This is a genomic window from Streptomyces sp. NPDC006510 (assembly GCF_040611955.1).
Lineage (GTDB): Bacteria > Actinomycetota > Actinomycetes > Streptomycetales > Streptomycetaceae > Streptomyces.
The window spans coordinates 1-20,681 of record NZ_JBEXPH010000041.1 but is presented as its reverse complement, the minus strand read 5'-3'; the positions used below and the strand labels follow the sequence as shown (position 1 = coordinate 20,681).

General features: G+C 71.9%; 15 protein-coding genes. 12 read left to right on the top strand and 3 right to left on the bottom strand.

All coding sequences use genetic code 11. From position 1 onward, the window contains the following. Window positions 1-3: 3 nt before the first annotated feature. Together malQ and ABZY11_RS15445 are read right to left on the bottom strand one after the other, a co-directional pair. Window positions 4-2,217 (bottom strand): 4-alpha-glucanotransferase, encoded by a 2,214-nt coding sequence (malQ, locus tag ABZY11_RS15450; RefSeq protein ID WP_356479617.1) that lies wholly within the window; start codon window positions 2,215-2,217, stop codon window positions 4-6. After that, window positions 2,218-2,493, bottom strand: coding sequence for a hypothetical protein (locus tag ABZY11_RS15445; RefSeq protein ID WP_356479616.1), 276 nt, complete (start codon window positions 2,491-2,493; stop codon window positions 2,218-2,220). Between the two features lie 312 nt (window positions 2,494-2,805). On the opposite strand from ABZY11_RS15445, the gene ABZY11_RS15440 reads away from it, so the two are divergent. Next, window positions 2,806-5,817, top strand: coding sequence for a beta-N-acetylglucosaminidase domain-containing protein (locus ABZY11_RS15440; RefSeq protein ID WP_356479615.1), 3,012 nt, complete (start codon window positions 2,806-2,808; stop codon window positions 5,815-5,817). 46 nt (window positions 5,818-5,863) lie between these two features. Here ABZY11_RS15440 and ABZY11_RS15435 read toward each other — a convergent pair whose 3' ends face one another. Beyond that, window positions 5,864-6,400 carry an HNH endonuclease gene (locus ABZY11_RS15435; RefSeq protein ID WP_356479614.1) on the bottom strand — a complete coding sequence of 179 codons (537 nt, stop codon included), beginning with the start codon at window positions 6,398-6,400 and terminating at the stop codon, window positions 5,864-5,866. Window positions 6,401-6,763: 363 nt separating this feature from the next. Between ABZY11_RS15435 and ABZY11_RS15430 the strand changes: the two genes are divergently transcribed. The 11 genes from ABZY11_RS15430 to ABZY11_RS15380 form a co-directional block, all read left to right on the top strand. Further along, a complete protein-coding gene (locus ABZY11_RS15430; protein WP_356479613.1) occupies window positions 6,764-7,828 on the top strand; it encodes a mechanosensitive ion channel family protein in 1,065 nt (354 codons plus the stop codon). Between the two features lie 220 nt (window positions 7,829-8,048). Then, window positions 8,049-9,272 carry an ROK family transcriptional regulator gene (locus ABZY11_RS15425; protein ID WP_356479612.1) on the top strand — a complete coding sequence of 408 codons (1,224 nt, stop codon included), beginning with the start codon at window positions 8,049-8,051 and terminating at the stop codon, window positions 9,270-9,272. A gap of 61 nt (window positions 9,273-9,333) precedes the next feature. Further along, window positions 9,334-10,671: an ABC transporter substrate-binding protein gene (locus ABZY11_RS15420; RefSeq protein ID WP_356479611.1), complete on the top strand. Its 1,338-nt coding sequence runs from the start codon at window positions 9,334-9,336 to the stop codon at window positions 10,669-10,671. A gap of 79 nt (window positions 10,672-10,750) precedes the next feature. Next, on the top strand, window positions 10,751-11,632 hold the full coding sequence (locus ABZY11_RS15415) for a sugar ABC transporter permease (RefSeq protein WP_356479644.1): 882 nt from the start codon (window positions 10,751-10,753) through the stop codon (window positions 11,630-11,632). A 1-nt stretch (window position 11,633) separates the two neighbouring features. Beyond that, window positions 11,634-12,536: a carbohydrate ABC transporter permease gene (locus ABZY11_RS15410; RefSeq protein WP_356479610.1), complete on the top strand. Its 903-nt coding sequence runs from the start codon at window positions 11,634-11,636 to the stop codon at window positions 12,534-12,536. Window positions 12,537-12,539: 3 nt separating this feature from the next. Continuing rightward, a complete protein-coding gene (locus ABZY11_RS15405; RefSeq protein WP_356479609.1) occupies window positions 12,540-13,829 on the top strand; it encodes a 6-phospho-beta-glucosidase in 1,290 nt (429 codons plus the stop codon). After that, window positions 13,820-14,794 (top strand): BadF/BadG/BcrA/BcrD ATPase family protein, encoded by a 975-nt coding sequence (locus ABZY11_RS15400; RefSeq protein ID WP_356479608.1) that lies wholly within the window; start codon window positions 13,820-13,822, stop codon window positions 14,792-14,794. The genes ABZY11_RS15405 and ABZY11_RS15400 overlap by 10 nt, the downstream gene beginning before the upstream one ends. A 371-nt stretch (window positions 14,795-15,165) precedes the next feature. Continuing rightward, window positions 15,166-16,503, top strand: coding sequence for a hypothetical protein (locus tag ABZY11_RS15395; RefSeq protein ID WP_356479607.1), 1,338 nt, complete (start codon window positions 15,166-15,168; stop codon window positions 16,501-16,503). A gap of 11 nt (window positions 16,504-16,514) precedes the next feature. Next, window positions 16,515-17,558: a glutamate ABC transporter substrate-binding protein gene (locus ABZY11_RS15390; protein ID WP_356479606.1), complete on the top strand. Its 1,044-nt coding sequence runs from the start codon at window positions 16,515-16,517 to the stop codon at window positions 17,556-17,558. 103 nt (window positions 17,559-17,661) lie between these two features. Then, complete coding sequence (locus tag ABZY11_RS15385; RefSeq protein ID WP_356479605.1) at window positions 17,662-18,984, top strand: hypothetical protein; 1,323 nt, start codon at window positions 17,662-17,664, stop codon at window positions 18,982-18,984. A gap of 61 nt (window positions 18,985-19,045) precedes the next feature. Further along, window positions 19,046-20,681 (top strand): serine/threonine protein kinase (locus tag ABZY11_RS15380; RefSeq protein ID WP_356479604.1); only part of this gene is annotated, 1,636 nt, incomplete at its 3' end.

Sequence of the window (20,681 nt, the reverse complement as noted above, 5' to 3'; positions counted from 1 at the left end):
GGATCACCGGCGGGGCTCCGAGCAGGAATCCGGGCCGGAATCCGGGCGGTCCCGACATGGCCGGAAGACCTCCATCAGCCGGTGCAGGCGAGGCGCGGCGGCCAGCTCCTCCAGGGTGACCGGGTGGCCCTCCGCGTCGGCGACGGGCAGGCGCCAGTTGGGGTACTGGTCCCAGGTGCCGGGGAGGTTCTGCGGGCGGCGGTCGCCGAGCGCGTCGGGCAGCCAGACGCCGGTCATGCGGGCGGGAGTGCGCAGCAGGAAGCGGTGCACGGCGCGGACGGCGCCCTCCTCGTCGCCCTCGCCCTCGGGGAGCAGGCCGAGCCTGGAGAGATACCCCAGCCACTCGGCGGTGTCCGTCGCGTCCGCCGTCAGCTCCTGGTCGAGAGGGCGGGTGAGCAGGCCGAGGCGGTGGCGCAGCGTCACATGGTCGCCGGTCAGCCGGGCCGCGGTGGACGGCAGATCGTGTGTGGTGACGGTGGCGAGGCAGCCCTCGCGCCACTCCTCGGGGGCCAGTGGGCGGCCGGTGCCCGCCCAGTCCCGTTCGAACCAGAGGACGGAGGTGCCGAGCACGCCGCGCCGGGACAGCGCCTCGCGGACCCCCGGCTCGACGGTGCCGAGGTCCTCCCCCATGACGACCGCGCCGGCCCGGTGCGCCTCCAGGACGAGGACGGCGAGCATCGCCTCGGCGTCGTGGGCGACGTAGGTGCCCTCGGTGGGTGGGCGGCCCTCGGGCACCCACCAGAGCCGGAACAGGCCCATGACGTGGTCGATGCGCAGGGCACCCGCGTGGGCGAGGAGCCCGCGCAGCAGTCCGCGGTACGGGGCGTAGCCGGACGCGGCGAGGACGTCCGGGCGCCAGGGGGGCAGGCCCCAGTCCTGGCCGCGGGCGTTGAAGGCGTCCGGGGGCGCGCCGACGGACATGCCGTGCGCGAAGGTGTCCTGCTGGGCCCAGGCGTCGGCGCCGCCGGGGTGCACGCCGACGGCGAGGTCGTGAACGATCCCGACGGACATGCCCGCGTCGAGGGCGGCGCGCTGGGCACCGGCGAGCTGACCGTCGGTCAGCCAGGCGAGCCGGCAGTGGAAGTCGACCCGGTCCAGCAGTTCGCCGCGGGCGCGGGCGGTCTCCTTGGAGCGGGGGTCGCGCAACCCGGCGGGCCAGCTGTGCCAGTCGGAGCCGTGCACCTCGGCGAGGGCGCACCACAGGGCGTGGTCCTCCAGGGCCTGCCCCTGCTCGGCCAGGAAGTCGCAGTACGCGGCGCGGCGGCCCGGGGTGAGGGGCACCTCCCGTACGAGTTCGAGAGCCTGGCGCTTGAGCTCCCAGACGGCGTCGCGGTCGATCAGGGCGCCCTTGTTCAGGACGGTGTCGCCGAGCGCCGCGGCGTCCTGCCGCAGGTCGTCGAGGATGGCCCGGTCCGTCACATGTCCGTACTCGGGGACGGACTCGATGCGCAGATGCACGGGGTCGGGGAAGCGCCGCGACGAGGGCCGGTACGGGGACGGGTCGGTGGGCCGGCCGGGCACGGCGGCGTGCAGCGGGTTGACCTGGACGAATCCGGCACCGAGGGTCCGCCCGGACCAGGCGGCGAGGTCGGCGAGGTCCCCGAGGTCGCCCATGCCCCAGGAGCGGGCGGAGAGCAGGGAGTAGAGCTGGACGAGGAAGCCATGGCTGCGGGCGGGCGGCCCGGGCGCCCGGGGCGGGGCGACGACGAGCGTGCCGGTCGCACTCCGGCTGCCGGGTGCCCGTACGGCCAGCCGGTGCACCCCGAGCGGCGGCTCGACCCACCAGGCGGGGGGCGCGGGCGCCCCCGTACCGGCATCCGCGCCCTTCTCGTCGCCCGGTTCGGTACGCCCGTCGGACGCGCCCCGTTCCGAAACGGCCGGATCCGGTCGGTGGGTTGGAACGCGCAGCCGCGGGGGCGGGGCCGCACCGGGGTCTTCGAGGCCGATGTCGAGCGTGGTGCCGGGCGGCAGGGCGGTCAGGGCCGCGGGCAGCGGCTCACCGGTCCACACCACCAGCGTCGGCGGGAGCAGCCGGGAGCGGGCCGAGGACTCGGCGGCGGCGAGCGATTCCCGTACCGCTTCGGGCGTGGCGGCGTCCACACCGAGCGCGGCGAGCACGGCGACGACCGTGTCGTCGGGGACGGACACCGTCACACCGGCGGACGGGGAGTAGGAGGTGGCGACGCCGTGCAGTGCGGCGAGCCGGGACAAGCCCATTCAGACTCCTGGGGACTCCGTGCCCCACGCGCCGCCTGACGTGGCCGGCTCGCTGGTCAGCGGGGCGTGTACGGCGAGCGGGGGTTCGCTGGTCAGAGGCGTGGCGTCGGCGAGCGGCGGCTCGCTGGTGAGGGGTATCGCATCGGCGAGCGGCGGCTCGCTCGTCAGCGGGCCGGGGCCGGGCGCGGGAGCCGGGAACGCGTCGTCCTTCCGGGCGGCGGGACCTGGTACCTGTTCGGAGAGGGCGGAGAGCGGAAGCTGCGCGGCAGCGGGCATGGCGGCCTCCTGGCCATGGGGAAACAGGACACAGCAGACCTACCCGGCGGGCGCGGCCACAGGCGTAGGCGTTATCACAACGAGTCCAACGTGCCCTGGGTCACATTCCGTTCCCCGAGGGCCGGTTCTCCGCAAGTCGTCCGCTGTTTTCGGCCATCCGGCGTCATCTTTGGCGTCCAGCCCACTGGTCCGCCGAGCCCCACCCCACTTGCGGCATCGGGCATTTCCGGCACACCACCCATGCGCATTGACACCCTCGCGCCCCGGGTGGTGGGCTCGGAGCCCACCGGCGGGAACGTAGGGAGACGAGCGATGCGGCTCAGGCGCGGAAAGCAGGCAGCGGCCATCGCGGTCGCCGTGCTCGGCGGACTGCTCTCCACAGGCACCCCGGCCGCCGTCGCGGCCCCTTCGGCACCCGGCTCCACCGCCGTCACCACCCCCGACCGCACGGACGACACCGCGCTGCCCGCGGTGTGGCCCCGGCCACAGTCCATCGAGGCGGCCGGAGAGTCCGTACCGCTCTCCGCCGAGGCCACCCTCGTCGCCGACGCGCACGCCGATCCGTACGCGGTCGACGCGCTCCGGCGCATCCTGCGGGACGCGGGCGTGCGGACCGTCCACGAGGCCCTGCCCGGCCGCGGCCCGGTCATCAGGCTCGGCGGCGACGGCGCCCGGGACGCGCTGCGCACGCTGCACGCCCCCGAACGCGGCGATCTGCCCACCGGGGGCTACCGGATCGCGGTCGGCCGGGTCGCGGGCCGGGACACCGTCGCCGTGGACGGTCTCGGCGAGGACGGACTCTTCCACGGCGTGCAGACACTGCGTCAGCTGATCCGGGACGGCGGCGTCGCCGGAGTCACCGTCAGGGACTGGCCGGGCACCGCCGTACGCGGAATGACCGAGGGCTTCTACGGGCAGCCGTGGACCCGCCAGGAACGGCTGGCCCAGATCGGCTTCATGGGGCGCACGAAGCAGAACCGGTATCTGTACGCGGCGGGCGACGACCCGTACCGGCAGGCCCGCTGGCGCGACCCGTACCCGGCCGACCGGCGCGCCGACTTCCGGGCGCTGGCCGAGCGGGCCAGGGCCGAGCATGTGACGCTCGGCTGGGCCGTCGCCCCCGGACAGGCCATGTGCATGTCGTCGGCCGGCGATGTGAAGGCGCTGACGAAGAAGCTCGACGCGATGTGGGCGCTGGGAGTGCGGGCCTTCCAGCTCCAGTTCCAGGACGTCAGCTACAGCGAATGGCACTGCGACGACGACGCCGACACCTTCGGCAGCGGCCCCCGGGCGGCGGCCAGGGCGCAGGCCCGGGTGGCCGGCGAGGTGGCGCGGCATCTCGCGGACCGGTATCCGGGTTCGCAGCCGCTGTCGGTGATGCCGACGGAGTTCTACCAGGACGGGTCCACCGACTACCGCAAGGCGCTCGCCGAGGAACTGGACGACCGGGTCCAGATCGCCTGGACCGGTGTCGGGGTCGTGCCGAGGACCATCACCGGCGGGGAGCTGGCCGGTGCCCGCGCCGCGTTCGGGCATCCGCTGGTCACGATGGACAACTACCCGGTCAACGACTACGCCCAGGACCGGATCTTCCTCGGTCCGTACACCGGCCGGGACCCCGCGGTGGCCATAGGTTCCGCCGCGCTGCTCGCCAATGCGATGGAGCAGCCGTCCGCGTCCCGCATTCCGCTGTTCACCGCCGCCGACTTCGCCTGGAACCCGAGGGGTTACCGGCCGCAGGAGTCCTGGCAGGCGGCGATCGACGATCTGGCGGGCGGTGACGCACGCACCAGGGACGCGCTGCGCGCGCTGGCCGGGAACAACGCGACGTCCGTGCTGGGCGGCGACGAGTCCGCGTATCTGCGGCCGCTGCTGGACGCGTTCTGGAAGTCCCGTGCGGCGCACGACGCCACGGCGCGGGACGACGCGGCGCGCAGGCTCCGGGAGGCGTTCACCGTGATGCGGGAGACCCCGCAACGGCTGAAGGGCCTGGCGGACGGGCGGCTGGACGGCGAAGTGCGGCCGTGGACCGAGCAGTTGTCCCGGTACGGCCGGGCGGGCGAGCTGGCCTTGGATCTGCTCCAGGCCCAGTCGCGCGGCGACGGCGCCGCCGCCTGGCAGGCGTCGCTGGCCCTGGAACCGGTGCGCAAGGCCGCGAAGGCGGACGGCGCGACGGTCGGCAAGGGGGTGCTCGGCCCGTTCCTGGACCGGGTGCGCCGGGAGGCGGACGCCTGGACGGGCGCGGACCGCGGCGCCGGTACGGTGACGAAGGCTCCGGGCAGCTACACGGTCCGGCTGGACCGGTCCCGTCCGGTGGAGGCCGTGACGGCGATGACCCTGCCCGGCGGCACGGTGACCGGCGCGACGCTGGAGGCCCATGTGCCCGGCGAGGGCTGGCGCCGCCTGGGCACGCTGTCGGCGACCGGCTGGACCCAGACGGCGGCGCAGGGGCTGCGGGCCGACGCGATCCGGATCAGCTGGCCCACCGGCGGCCCGTCGGTCCCCCCGGTCCTCACGGGCACGGTGGCGCCGATGGCCCCGGGCAGCAACGCCTCCGGGAACACCTCGGCACCGGCCCCGAAGGTGCACGCGCTCGTGCCCTGGTTCGGCGACGAGCCCGCGGCCCGGCTCGATCTCGCGCGCGGCGAGACGGACGCCGAGATCGGCGGCGGGCCGCAGCGGTTCGAGGCGCGCCTCGCCGCCCGGCGCCCGGCCGAGGTGCGGGGCGCGCTCACCGCGGAGGCGCCCAAGGGCATCAAGGTGGACATCCCTGAGCAGACGAGGGTGCCGCGCGGTTCCCGTACCGACGTCCCCGTCGAGATCACGGTCCCGGCGGGCACCCCGGCCGGGGAGTACGAGGTGCCGTTCAGCTTCGGCGACGAGCGCAGCACGCTCACCGTCCGGGCGTTCCCGCGCACCGCGGGCCCCGATCTGCTGCGCACCGCCACCGCGTCCTCGTCCGGTGACGAGACCCCGGACTTCCCGGCGTCGGCCGCCTCCGACGGCGATCCGGAGACCCGCTGGTCCTCACCGGTCGAGGACGGCGCCTGGTGGCAGGCGGAACTGCCCCGGACCGCCCGGATCGGTCAGGTGGTGCTGCACTGGCAGGACGCCTACGCCACCCGCTACCGCGTCCAGGTCTCCTCGGACGGCCGCAACTGGCGCACGGCGGCGACCGTCCGGGACGGCAGGGGCGGGCGCGAGTCGGTCCGGATGGACGCGAAGGACGCCCGCTACGTCAGGCTCCAGGGCGATGCCCGGGGCAGCGAGTTCGGCTACTCGCTCTGGTCGGTGGAGGCGTACGCCGTCGCCGCGACGGAGTAGCGATCCGGGCCCCTGCCGTCCCGGGGACGGCGAAGGCCCGGATCCCTCAGGCAGAAATGCCGTCGATCCGGGCCATGGCGTCGTCCGCGCCGAACGGTTGCAAGTACGGCAACCAGCGCGGGTCTCGGTGTCCCGTGCCGATGATCCGCCAGGCCAGGCCCGTCGGCGGGGCGGGTTGCTGGTGCAGCCGCCAGCCGAGCTCCGGCAGGTGCCGGTCCGCCTTGAAGTGGTTGCAGCGGCGGCAGGCCGCCACCACGTTGTCCCAGGCGTGCTGTCCGCCGCGGCTGCGCGGAATCACGTGGTCGACGCTGGTCGCGGCGGCGCCGCAGTACATGCAGCGCCCCCCGTCCCGGGCGAACAGCGCCTTGCGGGTCAGCGGTACGGGTCCCCGGTAGGGAACCCGTACGAACCGCTTCAGGCGGACGACGCTGGGGGCCGGGACGGCCCGGGTGGCACTGTGCATGAAGGCGCCGGACTCCTCTAGGCAGATGGCCTTGTTTTCGAGGACGAGGACGAGCGCGCGGCGGAGCGGTACGACGCCGAGTGGCTCGTACGACGCGTTGAGAACCAGGACATGCGGCACGGTGGATGCCTCCTTGTACGCCGGCGGCGCGTGGCTCGCGCCGGGACGATCCGATCTCAGTCTCTACTCCTGCCTGGTGGAAGCGCCACCACGTGCAGGTAACGGGCCGGGAGGATTTTTCTCCCGGTCGACTGCCTCCCGCACCGCGGACACACGCCGGAACAGGCCCTTCGAAGCCGCTGTCGCGACGGCCGCGCCCGGTGTGCGATCGGCCACAGCGGCCGCTGCGGCGCCATCCCTCCGCCGCTGCCCGCCCTGGGTATCCCCTCGTGAGAGTTGTCTCTCCCCCGGTCACGACAACGGAGCACTCCCGATGCCCCGTTAGTGTGGTCGGGCCGCCGTCGCCCATCTGGAGGTACCACCGTGTCCCTGTCCGCCCTGTTGGCCGCAGCCCCGTCACCCGAGCCCGGCAGCTCGTTGGACGAAGCCGCCAAGCAGGCCGGCAACGCCGCGGGCTGGGTGGAGGAGAACTGGTCCACCTGGCTGAACACCGGTCTGCGCATCGTGCTCATCGCCACGATCGCCATCGTGTTGCGGATCGCGATCCGGCGTGCTCTGACCAAGCTCATCGAACGGATGAACCGCAGCGCCCAGGCGGTGGAGGGCACCGCGCTCGGCGGGCTGCTGGTCAACGCGGAACGCCGCCGCCAGCGCTCGGAGGCGATCGGTTCGGTACTCCGCTCGGTCGCGTCGTTCCTGATCCTCGGCACGGCCGCCCTGATGATCCTGGGCGCGTTCCAGATCAACCTGGCCCCGCTGCTGGCCTCCGCCGGTGTGGCCGGTGTGGCGCTCGGTTTCGGTGCGCGCAACCTGGTCACCGACTTCCTCTCCGGTGTCTTCATGATCCTGGAGGACCAGTACGGCGTGGGCGACACCATCGACGCGGGCGTCGCCTCCGGCGAGGTCATCGAGGTCGGCCTGCGGGTCACGAAGCTGCGCGGCGACAACGGTGAGATCTGGTACGTCCGCAACGGCGAGGTGAAGCGGATCGGCAACCTCAGCCAGGGCTGGTCCACGGCCGGCGTCGATGTGACGGTGCGTCCCACGGAGGACCTCGACAAGGTCCGTAGGGTGATCACCGAGGCCGCCACCGCGATGGCCAAGGAGGACCCCTGGAACGAGCGCCTGTGGGGCCCCGTGGAGGTCCTGGGCCTGGACGCCGTGTTCCTGGACTCGATGACGGTCCGGCTGAGCGCGAAGACGATGCCGGGCAAGGCGCTGGGCGTGGAACGCGAGCTGCGCTGGCGGATCAAGCGGGCCTTCGACGAGGCGGGCATCCGCATCGTCGGCGGAATCCCGGCCCAGCCGGACGAGCCCTCGGCGGCCGACCCGGCGGCCTCCGTCGCCGCACCCTCGGCCTACGCCTCGGCCACCTCGCCCCAGTCCCTGGCCACGGCCCCGATCAACCCGCCGAACATCTCGAAGTAGTCCGCGGCCGCACGGGCGTTCGGCGGACCGACCTGCCCTCGGCTCGGTTCCCCGACGGCCCGCTGGGGAATGCGCCACCGTGGACCCGGAAATTCCGGAAGTGGCCCAGGTAACGCTTTGGTTGCCACCGGGGCGCTGCCCATTGACGGCCCGGTGGCGCGCGCATACCGTCCTCTCACCGAATAGGAAACTTTCCTAACAGAGGGCAGGTGCAGCACTCATGGCCGGAACCACACCGGGTACCCCCCGCGTTCTGCGGGCCATGAACGACCGGGCCGCCCTCGATCTGCTGCTGGAGCACGGTCCCCTCTCGCGGACCAGGATCGGGAAGCTGACCGGGCTCTCCAAGCCCACCGCCTCGCAGCTGCTGGCGCGGCTGGAGGCGGCCGGGCTGGTCGTCGCCACCGGGACCGTGGCGGGGCGGCCGGGGCCCAACGCTCAGCTGTACGGGGTGAACGCGCGGGCCGCCCATGTCGCGGGGCTGGATGTGAACGCCCGCCGGATCGTCGCCGCCGTCGCCGATGTGACCGGGGAGACGGTCGGGGAGTTCGAGCTGCGTACCCCCGGACGGCGTGCCGACAGTGTGGTGCGGCAGGTGGCGGAGGCGCTGGACGGGGCGGTGAAGGACGCCGGGCTCACCCGTGCCGATGTGCACCGGGTCGTCATCGGCACCCCGGGCGCCTTCGACCCCGGCACCGGGCGGCTGCGGTACGCCTCGCACCTGCCGGGCTGGCACTCCCCCACGCTGCTGGAGGAGCTGGCCGCCTTCCTGCCGATGCCGGTGGAGTACGAGAACGACGTGAACCTGGTCGCGGTGGCCGAGCAGCGGCTGGGCGCGGCGCGCGGGCACGACGACTTCGTCCTGCTGTGGAACGAGGAGGGGCTCGGTGCCGCCCTGGTCATAAACGGACGGCTGCACCGCGGCTTCACCGGCGGCGCGGGCGAGGTCGGCTTCCTGCCGGTGCCGGGTGCCCCGCTGGTCCGTCAGGTCACCAAGGTGAACGCGGGCGGTTTCCAGGAACTGGCGGGCGCGCAGGTGCTGTCCCGGCTGGGCCGGAAGCTCGGCATCGACGACGAGCTGATCCGCGCCCCCGGCACCCATCACGAGGTCGCGGCCCGGCTGCTCGCCCGCGCCGCCGAGGTTGCGGAGGCGGGTGAGGACGGCCCGTACATCCGGCTCCTCGATCTGTTCGCCACCGGACTCGCGACCGGTCTCGCCTCCCTGACCGCCGTGCTCGACCCGGAAGTCGTCGTGCTGTCCGGCGAGGTGATCGCGGCCGGCGGGGAGCCGCTGCGCTGCCGGGTGGAGTCCGAGCTCACCGAGCTGGCGGCCTCGCGGCCCCGGCTGATCGCCGGGGCCGTACAGCACCGCCCTGTACTGCGCGGCGCGCTGGAGAGCGCCCTCGCCACCACCCGCGACGAGGTCTTCGACACGTCCCGCTGACTCTTCTCGGCCCGCTTCACTCCTCCGTACCTCCGCCCCATTCCTTCACCGGGAGACCGCCATGTCCGGAAATCGACGGAAGACGGCCACCGCGCTCGCCGCGACCGCCGCCATATCTCTGCTCGCCTCGGCCTGTACGGGTCAGAGCAACTCCGGTGCCAGTGATGACCCGTCCAAGGAGACGACCATCAACTTCTGGCACGGCTGGAGTGCCCCGAACGAGGTCGAGGGAATCCGGGCGACGGTCGACGCCTTCAAGAAGGCGCACCCCAATATCCATGTGAAGGTCGTCGGCAACATGACCGACGACAAGATCAACCAGGCGCTGCGGGCGGGCGGTTCGAACGCCCCGGACGTCGTCTCGTCGTTCACCACGAACAATGTCGGCAAGTTCTGTTCGTCGAAGGCGTTCGTCGATCTGAACCCCTTCCTGAAGAAGGACGGGATCGACCCGGACAAGACCTTCCCCAAGGCGATGAACGAGTACACGCAGTTCGACGGGGTGCGCTGCACCGTGCCGCTGCTCGGTGACGCCTACGGCCTCTACTACAACAAGGACGCGTTCGAGGCCGCCGGCATCACCCGCGCCCCGCAGACCTGGTCGGAACTGGCCTCGGCCGCCAAGAAGCTGACGAAGACCAAGGGCGATTCGTACGAGCAGCTCGGCTTCATGCCGAACTACCACGGTTACGAGTCGACGACCGAGCACTACCTCGGCGGCTGGAACCCCACGTACTTCGACGCGGACGGCAAGTCGAACATCGCCAAGGACCCGGCGTTCGCCGCCATGCTCACGACCCAGAAGAAGCTGGTCGACGACCTGGGCGGTTACGAGAAGCTGGAGAAGTACCGTACGTCCTTCGGTGACGAGTGGGGCGCCAAGCACCCGTTCCACACCGGCCAGGTGGCCATGCAGCTGGACGGCGAGTGGCGGCTCGGGATGGCCGAGGAGACCAAGCCGAAGTTCGAGATCGGCGTCGCCCCGATGCCCGTCGCCGACGACGAGGCCGACAGCTACGGCAAGGGCTATCTGACCGGCACCATCGCCGGTATCGCCGCCACCTCGAAAAAGCAGAACGCGGCCTGGGAGCTGGTGAAGTTCATGACGACCGACACCGACGCCGTCGTGAACTTCGCCAATGCCATTCACAATGTGCCCTCCACCCTGGAGGCGCTGAAGTCGCCGAAGCTGAAGTACGACCCGCGGTTCAAGACGTTCCTGGACATCGCCGCGGACCCGAAGAGCACCACCACCCCGCCCTCGGTGAACGGCGGCGCGTACCTGGTGTCCCTGCAGAACCTCGGATTCGACATCGAGAAGGGCAAGCAGAAGGACATCAAGGCGGGTCTGGCGAAGACCGCCAAAGAGATCGACGCGGCGATCGAACAGGCGAAGTAGAACCGCGATGACCACACGTACGGGCACGTACACGCTGCGCTCGAAGCGCCGCCGGTCGGCGCTTCGGACAGCGGCCTTCATGTCGCCGTGGCTGATCGGGTTCTGCGTCTTCTTCGCCTACCCGCTGATCTCCACCGCCTATTTCTCCCTCACCGACTACGACGGCTTCGCGGCCCCCGAGTTCAGCGGGCTGAAGAACTGGTCGTTCGTCCTCAACGACTACCCGCTGTTCTGGCCGGCGCTGCGCAACACGCTCTGGCTGGTCGTGGTCATGGTCACCTGCCGGGTGGTGTTCGGCCTCGGTGTCGGGCTGCTGATCACCAGGATCAAGACGGGCGCCGGGGTCTTCCGCACCCTGTTCTACCTGCCGTACCTGGCCCCGCCGGTCGCGGCGACCCTCGGCTTCGTCTTTCTGCTCAACCCGGGAACCGGGCCGGTCAATTCGATCCTCGGCGAGCTGGGGCTGCCCACGCCCGGCTGGTTCACCGACGCCGCCTGGTCCAAGCCGGCCCTGACCGCACTCGCGGTCTGGGGGGTGGGCGACCTGATGGTGATCTTCATGGCCGCGCTGCTCGACGTACCGAAGGAGCAGTACGAGGCGGCGGAGCTGGACGGGGCGACCGCGTTCCAGCGGTTCCGCTTCGTCACCCTGCCGAACATCTCGCCGATCATCATGTTCGCGGTGGTCACCGGGATCATCCAGACGATGCAGTACTACACCCAGCCACTCGTGGCCGGGAAGGTCGCCTCGGGCGTGATGGGCGGCTCCGGGCAGCAGTTCGAACCGGGCTATCCCGACAAGTCGACACTGACGCTTCCGCAGCTCGTCTACAACCTCGGCTTCCAGCGCTTCGACTACGGCTCGGCCTGCGTGGTCGCGCTCGTTCTCTTCGTACTCGCCATGGCGTTCACCGCACTGCTGATGCGGCGCCGCAGCGGGCTGATCCAGGCAGGTGAGTGACGTGGCGCAGGTTATCGACGCCGTGAAGACGGCTGGAACCGCGACCGGTCCGGCCACCCCGGCCGAACGCGTCGCGCGCCGCAAGTCGCTGCTGAACTGGATCGCCGTGCACGCGCTCGGCGTCGCCGCCGCGCTCTTCTTCGTGCTGCCGTTCGTCTTCCTGCTGCTCACCTCGCTGATGAGCGACCAGCAGGCGCTGACCCGCGATCTGTGGCCGCACCCCTTCGAGTGGAGCAACTACCGGCGGGTGTTCGAGACCGACGGCTTCCTGACCTGGTGGCGCAACACCCTGCTGTACGCGGGGCTCGGCACCGTCCTCACGGTCGTGTCGTCGCTGCCCGTGGCGTACGCGCTCGCCAAGTTCCGCTTCCGCGGCCGGCATCTGTCGCTGATGCTGGTCATCTCGATGATGATGCTGCCGCCGCAGGTCGTCGTCATCCCGATGTATCTGTTCTGGGCCAAGCAGCTGGACATGTCCGGCACGCTCTGGCCGCTGATCATCCCGATGGCCTTCGGTGACGCGTTCTCCATCTTCCTGCTGCGGCAGTTCCTGCTGACCATCCCGAACGAGTACCTCGACGCGGCGAAGGTCGACGGCTGCGGCGAGCTGCGCACCCTGCTCAGGATCGTCGTGCCGATGGCCAAACCGGGCATCGCCGCCGTCGCGCTCTTCCAGTTCTTCTACGCCTGGAACGACTACTTCGGGCCGCAGATCTACGCCTCGGAGAACCCGGGCGCCTGGACGCTCAGTTACGGCCTGGAGTCCTTCAAGAGCGCACACCACACCGACTGGAACCTGACCATGGCCGCGACCGTACTGGTCATGGCCCCCGTGATCCTCGTCTTCTTCTTCGCCCAGAAGGCATTCGTCGAGGGCGTCACACTGACCGGAGTAAAGGGCTGACCTATGAAGCTCGCAGTAGTTGGTGGCGGGTCCACCTACACACCTGAACTGATCGACGGTTTCGCCCGGTTGCGGGACACCCTGCCCATCGAGGAGCTGGTGCTCGTCGACCCGGCGGCCGACCGCCTGGAGCTCGTCGGCGGCCTCGCCCGGCGGATCTTCGCCAAGCAGGGCCACCCGGGCCGGATCGTCACCACCTCGGACCTCGACACGGGCGTCGCCGACGCCGACGCGGTCCTGCTCCAGCTGCGCGTCGGCGGCCAGGCCGCCCGCAACCAGGACGAGACCTGGCCGCTGGAGTGCGGCTGCGTCGGCCAGGAGACCACCGGCGCCGGCGGCCTCGCCAAGGCGATGCGCACCGTGCCGGTCGTCCTGGACATCGCCGAGCGGGTGCGCCACACCAACCCGGACGCCTGGATCATCGACTTCACCAACCCGGTCGGCATCGTCACCCGGGCGCTGCTCCAAGCCGGCCACAAGGCCGTCGGCCTGTGCAACGTGGCGATCGGCTTCCAGCGGAAGTTCGCCCGGCTGCTCGACGTCACCCCCGGTGAGGTGCACCTCGACCACGTCGGGCTGAACCATCTGACCTGGGAGCTCGGGGTGCGCCTCGGCGGCCCGGACGGCGAGAACGTCCTGCCGAAGCTGCTCGCCGAGCACGGTGACACGATCGCGGACGATCTGCGCATGCCCCGGGCGATCGTCGACCGGCTCGGCGTCGTCCCCTCGTACTACCTGCGTTACTTCTACGCGCACGACGCGGTCGTGCGGGAGCTCGGCACCAAGCCGTCCCGGGCGGCCGAGGTCGCCGCGATGGAGAAGGAACTCCTCGCCATGTACGGCGACCCGGCGCTGGACGAGAAGCCCGCGCTGCTCGCCAAGCGCGGCGGCGCCTTCTATTCGGAGGCGGCCGTGGACCTGGCGTCCTCGCTGCTGGGCTCGGGCGGCTCCGCGGTGCAGGTGGTCAACACCTACAACAGGGGCACGCTGCCGTTCCTGCCGGACGACGCGGTGATCGAGGTGCAGGCCCGGGTCGACGGCACGGGCGCGACGCCGCTCGCCGTCCCCGAGCTGGACCCGCTGTACGCCGGTCTGATCTCCCACGTGACGGCGTACGAGGACCTCGCTTTGGAGGCGGCGCTCCTCGGCGGCCGAGCCACCGGGCGGGCGGGCGGGAGAAACGCGGTCTTCAAGGCGCTGCTCGCACACCCGCTGATCGGCCAGTTCGAGTACGCCGAGGCGCTCACCGACAAGCTGATCGCGCACAACCGGGAGCACCTGGCGTGGGCGTGAACGCTTCGGTCCTCGCGATCGATGCGGGGAACAGCAAGACCGACGTGGCACTGATCGGTGCGGACGGCACGGTCCTGTCGACGGCCCGGGGCGGTGGCTTCCAGCCGCCGGCCGTGGGCATCGAGACGGCCGTCGACGCCCTCGGTGCGGCCGTCGGCCGGGCACTGGAGCTGTCCCGCGAACCGGTGGACTCCGTCGCGCATGTGTCGGCCTGTCTCGCCAACGCCGACCTTCCGGTGGAGGAGGAGCAGTTGGCCGCGGCGCTGCGCGCGCGGGGCTGGGGCGCCACCGTCGAGGTGCGCAACGACACCTTCGCGATACTGCGCGCGGGGGTGGACGAGCCACGGGGTGTGGCCGTCGTCTGCGGGGCGGGGATCAACTGTGTCGGCATGGTGCCGGACGGGCGGACCGCGCGCTTTCCCGCCATAGGCCGGATCTCCGGTGACTGGGGCGGCGGTTCGGGGCTGGCCGAGGAGGCCATGTGGTTCGCCTCGCGGTCGGAGGACGGCCGCGGTGAGCCGACCGAGCTGGCCCGCACGCTGCCCGCGCACTTCGGGCTCGGCTCGATGTACGCGCTGATCGAGGCGCTGCATCTGGGCCGGGTCGAGTTCGAGCGCCGGCACGAGCTGGCTCCGGTGCTCTTCGCGACCGCGGCGGCCGGGGACCCGGTGGCGGGCGCGCTGGTGGACCGGCTGGCGGAGGAGGTCGTCGCGATGGCGTCGGTCGCGCTGGGCAGGCTGGACCTGCTGGACGAGGAGGCGCCGGTGGTGCTGGGCGGCGGCGTGCTGGCGGCCCGCCACCCGCAGTTGGACGCGAAGATCGCCGAACTCCTCGCGGTGCGGGCCCCGAAGGCGGTGCTCCGGGTGGTGACCCAGCCGCCGGTGCTGGGGGCCGCGCTGCTCGGCCTGGACCACACCGGGGCGGCCGCCCCGGTGCACGAGAGGCTGCGCGCGCAGTACTGCTGACAGGTCGTTCTCCACCAGGGGGCGTTCCGCGGCGATTTCATGCCGCGGGGCGCCCCTTGCGCACGGGAACCGTTCAGTGGTCCCGAACGTGTTCTTGAGTGGGGAGATCGGTCCGCATCGGGTACTGGTCCGCCGATCGGCTTGATCGGCGGCGCATGCCTTGATCGAATGCGGGTGATTGCATCCGTGGGCCGATGCTCGATCCAGACGTTCCTGGTGTGGATGTCGGTTCCTGCGGCCATACTTCATGGCCGGGTACCAGTCCCCGATCGGCCGGGGGTCGGGCCACCGTCAGTGACCGAGGGGGAGGTCGAGTGACATACCCGCCGACTGTACGCACGGCGCCGGAACACGAGCGGGCACAGCCCCCCGTGCCCGCGACCGAACCCGCTCCGCAGCAGCGCGGTGTGCTGTCCGTGACGGCCGACAAGGTGCGGGCCGCGGCCACCACCGAGCCGGGCAGGCTCCAGATCATCGGGGCCGTGCTGGCCCTGCTCGTCGTGGCGTTCGGGGCCGTGACGGCGTTCGAGATCGCCGACCGGTCGGCCGCCGCCGACGACGTGGTGAACCGCAGTCAGCCGCTGAGCGCCGGCGCGGCCGGCATCTACCGTTCGCTGGCGGATGCCGACACCGCCGCGGCGAGCGGCTTCCTGGCGGGGGCGCAGGAGCCGCGCGATGTCCACGACCAGTACGAGAGGGACATCGAGCAGGCGTCCCAGCTGCTGGTGAAGGCCGCCGCCGACACGGACGCGTCGACGAAGTCCGGGCAGGAGATCGCCACGCTCAACGTGGAACTCCCCCGCTACACGGGCCTGATCGAGCGGGCCCGCGCCAACAACCGGCAGGGCCTGCCGCTGGGCGGGGCCTATCTCCGGTACGCCAACCAGAAGATGAGCGACGTACTGCTGCCGGCCGCCGAGCGGCTGTACGCGGCGGAGACCGGCCGGCTCGGCCGGGACAGCGATTCGGCCAGGGCCTGGCCGTTCTTCTCGCTCGGGCTCGGTGTGGTGACACTGGCCGCGCTGTTCTGGGCGCAGCGGCGCAACTACCGCAGGACGAACCGGGTCTTCAACCACGGGCTGCTCGTCGCGACCGCGGCGTCCACCGTGGTGCTGCTGTGGCTGGCCGTGGGGCACACGGTGGCGAGGTCCCAGCTGCATGCCGCCGATGTGAACGGGCAGCAGTCCCTCGATGTGCTCAACCACGCGCGGATCGACTCGCTGAAGGCCCGGGCCAATGAGAACCTCACGCTCGTCGCCCGTGGTGCGGTGCTCACCCCGGACGGCAAGAAGGACAAGTACGAGACCGACTACAACACGGGCATGAAGTCCCTCCGCGAGGAGCTGGGGAAGGCCGGCGGGCTCGCCGCCGACGATGCCCGGGGAAGCGACCCGGTGAAGAAGGCCGTCACCGCCGTCACCGAGTGGCAGAAGCGCCACCGGACCGCCCGCACGACCGACGACAACGGTGACTACGAGGGCGCCCGGAAGCAGATCATCGGTCCGAAGGGCACGACGGGCGAGTCCTTCCAGCAGGTGGACGACGCGCTGGAGCTGGCACTGGCCCATGAGCAGAGCCAGTTCACCCGGGCCGCGGAGGACGGGCGCGGGGCGCTGTGGGGCCTGTCGGCCGGGGCCGCCGCACTGGCCGCGCTGGGCGCCGTCGCCGCGATCGCCGGGGTCAACCGCAGGCTCTCGGAGTACCGATGAGAGGGGGAGGGATGACCAGGAAGCGCACGGGCGCATGGTCCGCCCGGGTCAGGCTGCGGGGCTGGGGCGGGGTGACGGGCATGGCCGTGGCCTGCGCGGTGACGGCCTCGCTCACCCTGCTGCCGCTCTCCCACGGCGGCGCCGAGGCGTTCGGCGGGGACGTCGCGGGGCAGGGTGCCGCGCAGGCGGTCCAGGTCAGGGCCGACAGCTGCACGGAGCCGGAGGCGAGCATTCCGGCGTCGTCCGACAGCGGTCCGAACATCGAGAGGATCAAGCAGCGCGGAAAGCTGATCGCGGGCGTCGACCAGAACAGCTTCCGCTGGGGGTACCGCAACCCGGAGAACCGCCGGATCGAAGGCTTCGACATCGATCTGGTGCGGGCCATCGCCGAGAACATCCTGAACGACCGCGACGCGGTGATCTTCCGGGCCATTCCCACCAACAAGCGGGCCGAACTCCTGGCGGACGGGACGGTCGACGTCGTCGTCCGCACGATGACGATCAACTGCAAGCAGGCCCGCAAGGTCGCGTTCTCCACCGCCTACTTCCAGGCCGGGCAGCAGGTCCTCGCGCCGAAGGAATCGACGATCACCGGGTACGACAAGTCCCTGGCCGGCAAGCGGGTGTGCACCGCCAACGGCTCCACCGCCTACGACGCGCTGAAGAAGCAGTCGTTCGGCGCGGTCTTCGAGGACCCGCACGACGGCACCGCAGCGGACGAGAACCAGCTCACCGTCCCCAACCAGCTGGACTGCCTGGTGCGGCTGCAGCTGGGCGAGGTCGATGCCGTGGTCACGGACAATGCCCTGGCGGCCGGCCAGGCCGCCCAGGACCCGGCGGTCGAGCTCAAGGGCGACAGGCCGTTCACCACCGAGTACTACGGCGTGGCGGCGAAGCTCGGTGCCGATGATCTGGTGGCCCGGGTCAACAAGGTGCTGGACGACTACCGCAGGGGTGGTCAGGACAGCCGCTGGATGCACTCGTACCACGAATGGCTGGAGGCCGGGCTGCCGGGCATACAGGGACCGCCGGCCCCCAAGTACCGGAGCAACTGACGCCGGACCGGCCGGGCGAGCGCGACGGCGCGGCCCCGGCCGGTGAGGCAGTGGCACTGATCCTGCCGGGTCCGTCCCGGCAGCAAGAGCGGAGAGGTGATCGATGGGCGCGGGCCCCTTCCCCGGCTATGCGGCCAGGCCCCCCGGCCCGGTCATGGACCGGGACGAGGCGGACCGTGCGCTGGCCCGGCTCGGCGCGGAGCACGAGGCGATCGAGACCTCGTTGCTCGCCCTGCAGGACCACGCGGGCCGCCGGCTCCTGGAGGGCGCCGATCTGACCGGTGTCACCAGGGAACGCTGGGCCTCCACCGAGCAGTCGATCACGCTGCTGTGGGGGTATTTCGACGCCTACGCGGGAGCGCTCGCCCAGGCTCGTGCGGTGCGGGCCCGCCGCCGCTATCCCAACCGGGACGATCTGGTGGCCCTCACCGAGCTGCTGCGCGGCCAGGGCGTCACCGTGGCGCACGCGGCGGCCCGCCCCGACCCTTCCGTCAACGGTCCGGCCAAGCTCTCCGAACGGTTCACGCTGGAGGAACTGGTCGCCCGGATGAACGAGCTGTACGCCCGCTCGCTGGACATGGTCGTCGCCTCCGACTCGGTGTGGTCCGCGCTGCCCGCCCGGATTGACCTGCTCGCCGCCGAACTGCACCGCACCCGCTCGCTGGCGCACTCCGTGGGGGTGCGGCCCGGTGAGCACCCGGCGGGCGACGACCTGGAGGCGATCACCCAGGAGCTGACCACGCTGCGGGTGCAGGTGATCTCCGACCCGCTCGCGTTCTGGCTGCCGGGACCGGGCAGTTCGGCGCCCGGCGGCGGCCGTCCCGACACGGCGCGCTACGACCGGGCGGCCCGTGCCCTGGACGAGGTGCGCCGCGAGATCGAGGCGGTGCTCGCGGTCCGGCAGGACGCCGAGCAGCGCCTGGTGCAGCTGCGCGACGTGCTCTCCCGCGCGGACCGCACCCTGACCGAGGCCCGGGCGGCGCGCGGCGAGGTGCTGGCGAAGATCGCGGCCTCCGAGGTGCCCGCGGTCAGCGGTCCGGCGACCGTGCTCCAGGAGCGGCTGGTCGCCGCCTCGGAGTACCGCCGGCATGCCCAGTGGCACCGGCTGTCGCCGCTGCTGGAGACGCTGGAGCGGGAGGCGGAGGAGGAATTGCTGCGGGCCCGTGAGTCGTTGACCGCGGTCACGGCCCCGCTGGCGGTACGGGCGGAGCTGCGCGGCAGGCTCGACGCGTACAAGGCGAAGGTCGCCCGGCACGGTCTGGCGGAGGACCCGCTGCTGATCGAGCGGTACGACGCGGCGCGCCGGATGCTGTGGAGCGCGCCGTGCGATCTGCGGGTCGCCGGACAGGCGGTGCTGCGCTACCAGGAGGCGGCGGCCGAACTGCTGTCCCAGCGCCGGGCACCGGGGCCGGAGGACCGGCGATGATCACAGGCGTGTGCAGGGTGGAAGGGCCGCTGCGGCGGCGGGGCGATCAGGGGGACCGACCATGAGTACGCAGTGCCAGCGCCCCGCGTGCGAGGGCAGTTACGAGGACATGGGCGGCGGTGAGCTGTACTGCGACACCTGCGGTCTGGCTCCGGTCGTCTCGCCGGTGGGGCCTCCCCCGTTCGAGCAGAGCCGAGAACTCGGGGACGGGATGGTGAGCTCGCCGCCCACCGGGATCGCGGGCGGCGGCGCGAACAGCCGGGGCAGCGGCAGCGGTTCGCGGTCCTCGTCCCGGTCGTCCTCGCGTTCGTCCCGGTCGTCCCGCTCGTCGACCTCACGGCGTTCGGTGTCGGGGCGGCTCTCGCGTTCGCTGTCCGGCACCGCCACCTCCCCCTCGGTCTCGGTGCGTTCCTCCGGTTCGTCCTCGGGCGCCTCCGCCCGGGGCAGGCTGGGCGTGGGCCTGGTCGAGGTGCCGGACGTGCCGCGTCCCGACCCGCGCTCGGCGGTGATGGAGAACCCGGAGGTGCCGGAGCGGAAGCGTTTCTGTTCGCGGTCCGACTGCGGGGCCCCGGTCGGCCGGTCCCGTGGTGAACGGGTGGGCCGCACCGAGGGGTTCTGCACCAAGTGCGGTCACCCCTACTCCTTCGTGCCCAAGCTCCATGAGGGCGACATCGTGCACGGCCAGTACGAGGTCGCCGGCTGTCTGGCGCACGGCGGGCTCGGCTGGGTCTATCTCGCGGTCGACCGTGCGGTCTCGGACCGCTGGGTGGTCCTCAAGGGCCTGCTGGACACGGGTGACCAGGACGCGATGGAGGCCGCGATCTCCGAGCGCCGCTTCCTGGCCGAGATCGAGCACTCCAACATCGTCCGGATCTACAACTTCGTCGAGCACCTCGACCAGCGCACCGGCTCGCTCGACGGCTACATCGTGATGGAGTACGTCGGCGGCAAGGCGCTCAAGGACATCGCCAACGAGCGCCGCACCGCCGCCGGGAAGCGCGATCCGCTGCCGGTCGAGCAGGCGTGCGCGTACGGCATCGAGGCGCTGGAGGCGCTCGGCCATCTGCACAGCCGCAACCTGCTGTACTGCGACTTCAAGGTCGACAACGCGATCCAGACCGAGGACCAGCTGAAGCTGATCGACATGGGCGCCGTCCGCAGGATGGACGACGACGAGTCGGCCATCTACGGCACGGTGGGGTACCAGGCGCCGGAGGTCGCGGAGGTCGGCCCGTCGGTCGCCTCCGATCTGTACACGGTCGCCCGGACGCTCGCGGTGCTCACCTTCGACTTCCAGGGCTACACCAACGTCTTCGTGGACTCGCTGCCGGATCCGGACAACATCGAGGTGTTCCGGACCTACGAGTCGTTCTACCGGCTGCTGGTGCGGGCCACCGATCCGGATCCGGCACGGCGGTTCGCCTCGGCGGCGGAGATGGCGGAGCAGCTGACGGGTGTGCTGCGCGAGGTGGTGTCGCTCCAGACGGGGCGGCCGCGTCCGGCGCTCTCGACGCTGTTCGGCACGGAAGTACGGGTCACGGACACGCAGTTGTTCCCCGAGCTGACGGACGATGTTTCGCGGCTGGGGTCCCGGGCCACCGATCCGGCTCCGTCCGGCCGCTTCGGGCGGCGGCGGGGCGGGGCGGGGAGCACCGCGCCGGCCACGACGCCGCCGGTGTCCGCCGCGCCGGCACCGG

Bases quoted from the DNA above. Each gene is read 5' to 3' on its own strand.
- ABZY11_RS15405 (WP_356479609.1), top strand. From the start codon at position 12,540: ATGAAGCTCGCAGTAGTTGGTGGCGGGTCCACCTACACACCTGAACTG.
- ABZY11_RS15440 (WP_356479615.1), top strand. From the start codon at position 2,806: ATGCGGCTCAGGCGCGGAAAGCAGGCAGCGGCCATCGCGGTCGCCGTG.
- ABZY11_RS15425 (WP_356479612.1), top strand. From the start codon at position 8,049: ATGGCCGGAACCACACCGGGTACCCCCCGCGTTCTGCGGGCCATGAAC.
- ABZY11_RS15420 (WP_356479611.1), top strand. From the start codon at position 9,334: ATGTCCGGAAATCGACGGAAGACGGCCACCGCGCTCGCCGCGACCGCC.
- malQ (WP_356479617.1), bottom strand. From the start codon at position 2,217: ATGGGCTTGTCCCGGCTCGCCGCACTGCACGGCGTCGCCACCTCCTAC.
- ABZY11_RS15385 (WP_356479605.1), top strand. From the start codon at position 17,662: ATGGGCGCGGGCCCCTTCCCCGGCTATGCGGCCAGGCCCCCCGGCCCG.
- ABZY11_RS15390 (WP_356479606.1), top strand. From the start codon at position 16,515: ATGACCAGGAAGCGCACGGGCGCATGGTCCGCCCGGGTCAGGCTGCGG.
- ABZY11_RS15445 (WP_356479616.1), bottom strand. From the start codon at position 2,493: ATGCCCGCTGCCGCGCAGCTTCCGCTCTCCGCCCTCTCCGAACAGGTA.
- ABZY11_RS15415 (WP_356479644.1), top strand. From the start codon at position 10,751: ATGTCGCCGTGGCTGATCGGGTTCTGCGTCTTCTTCGCCTACCCGCTG.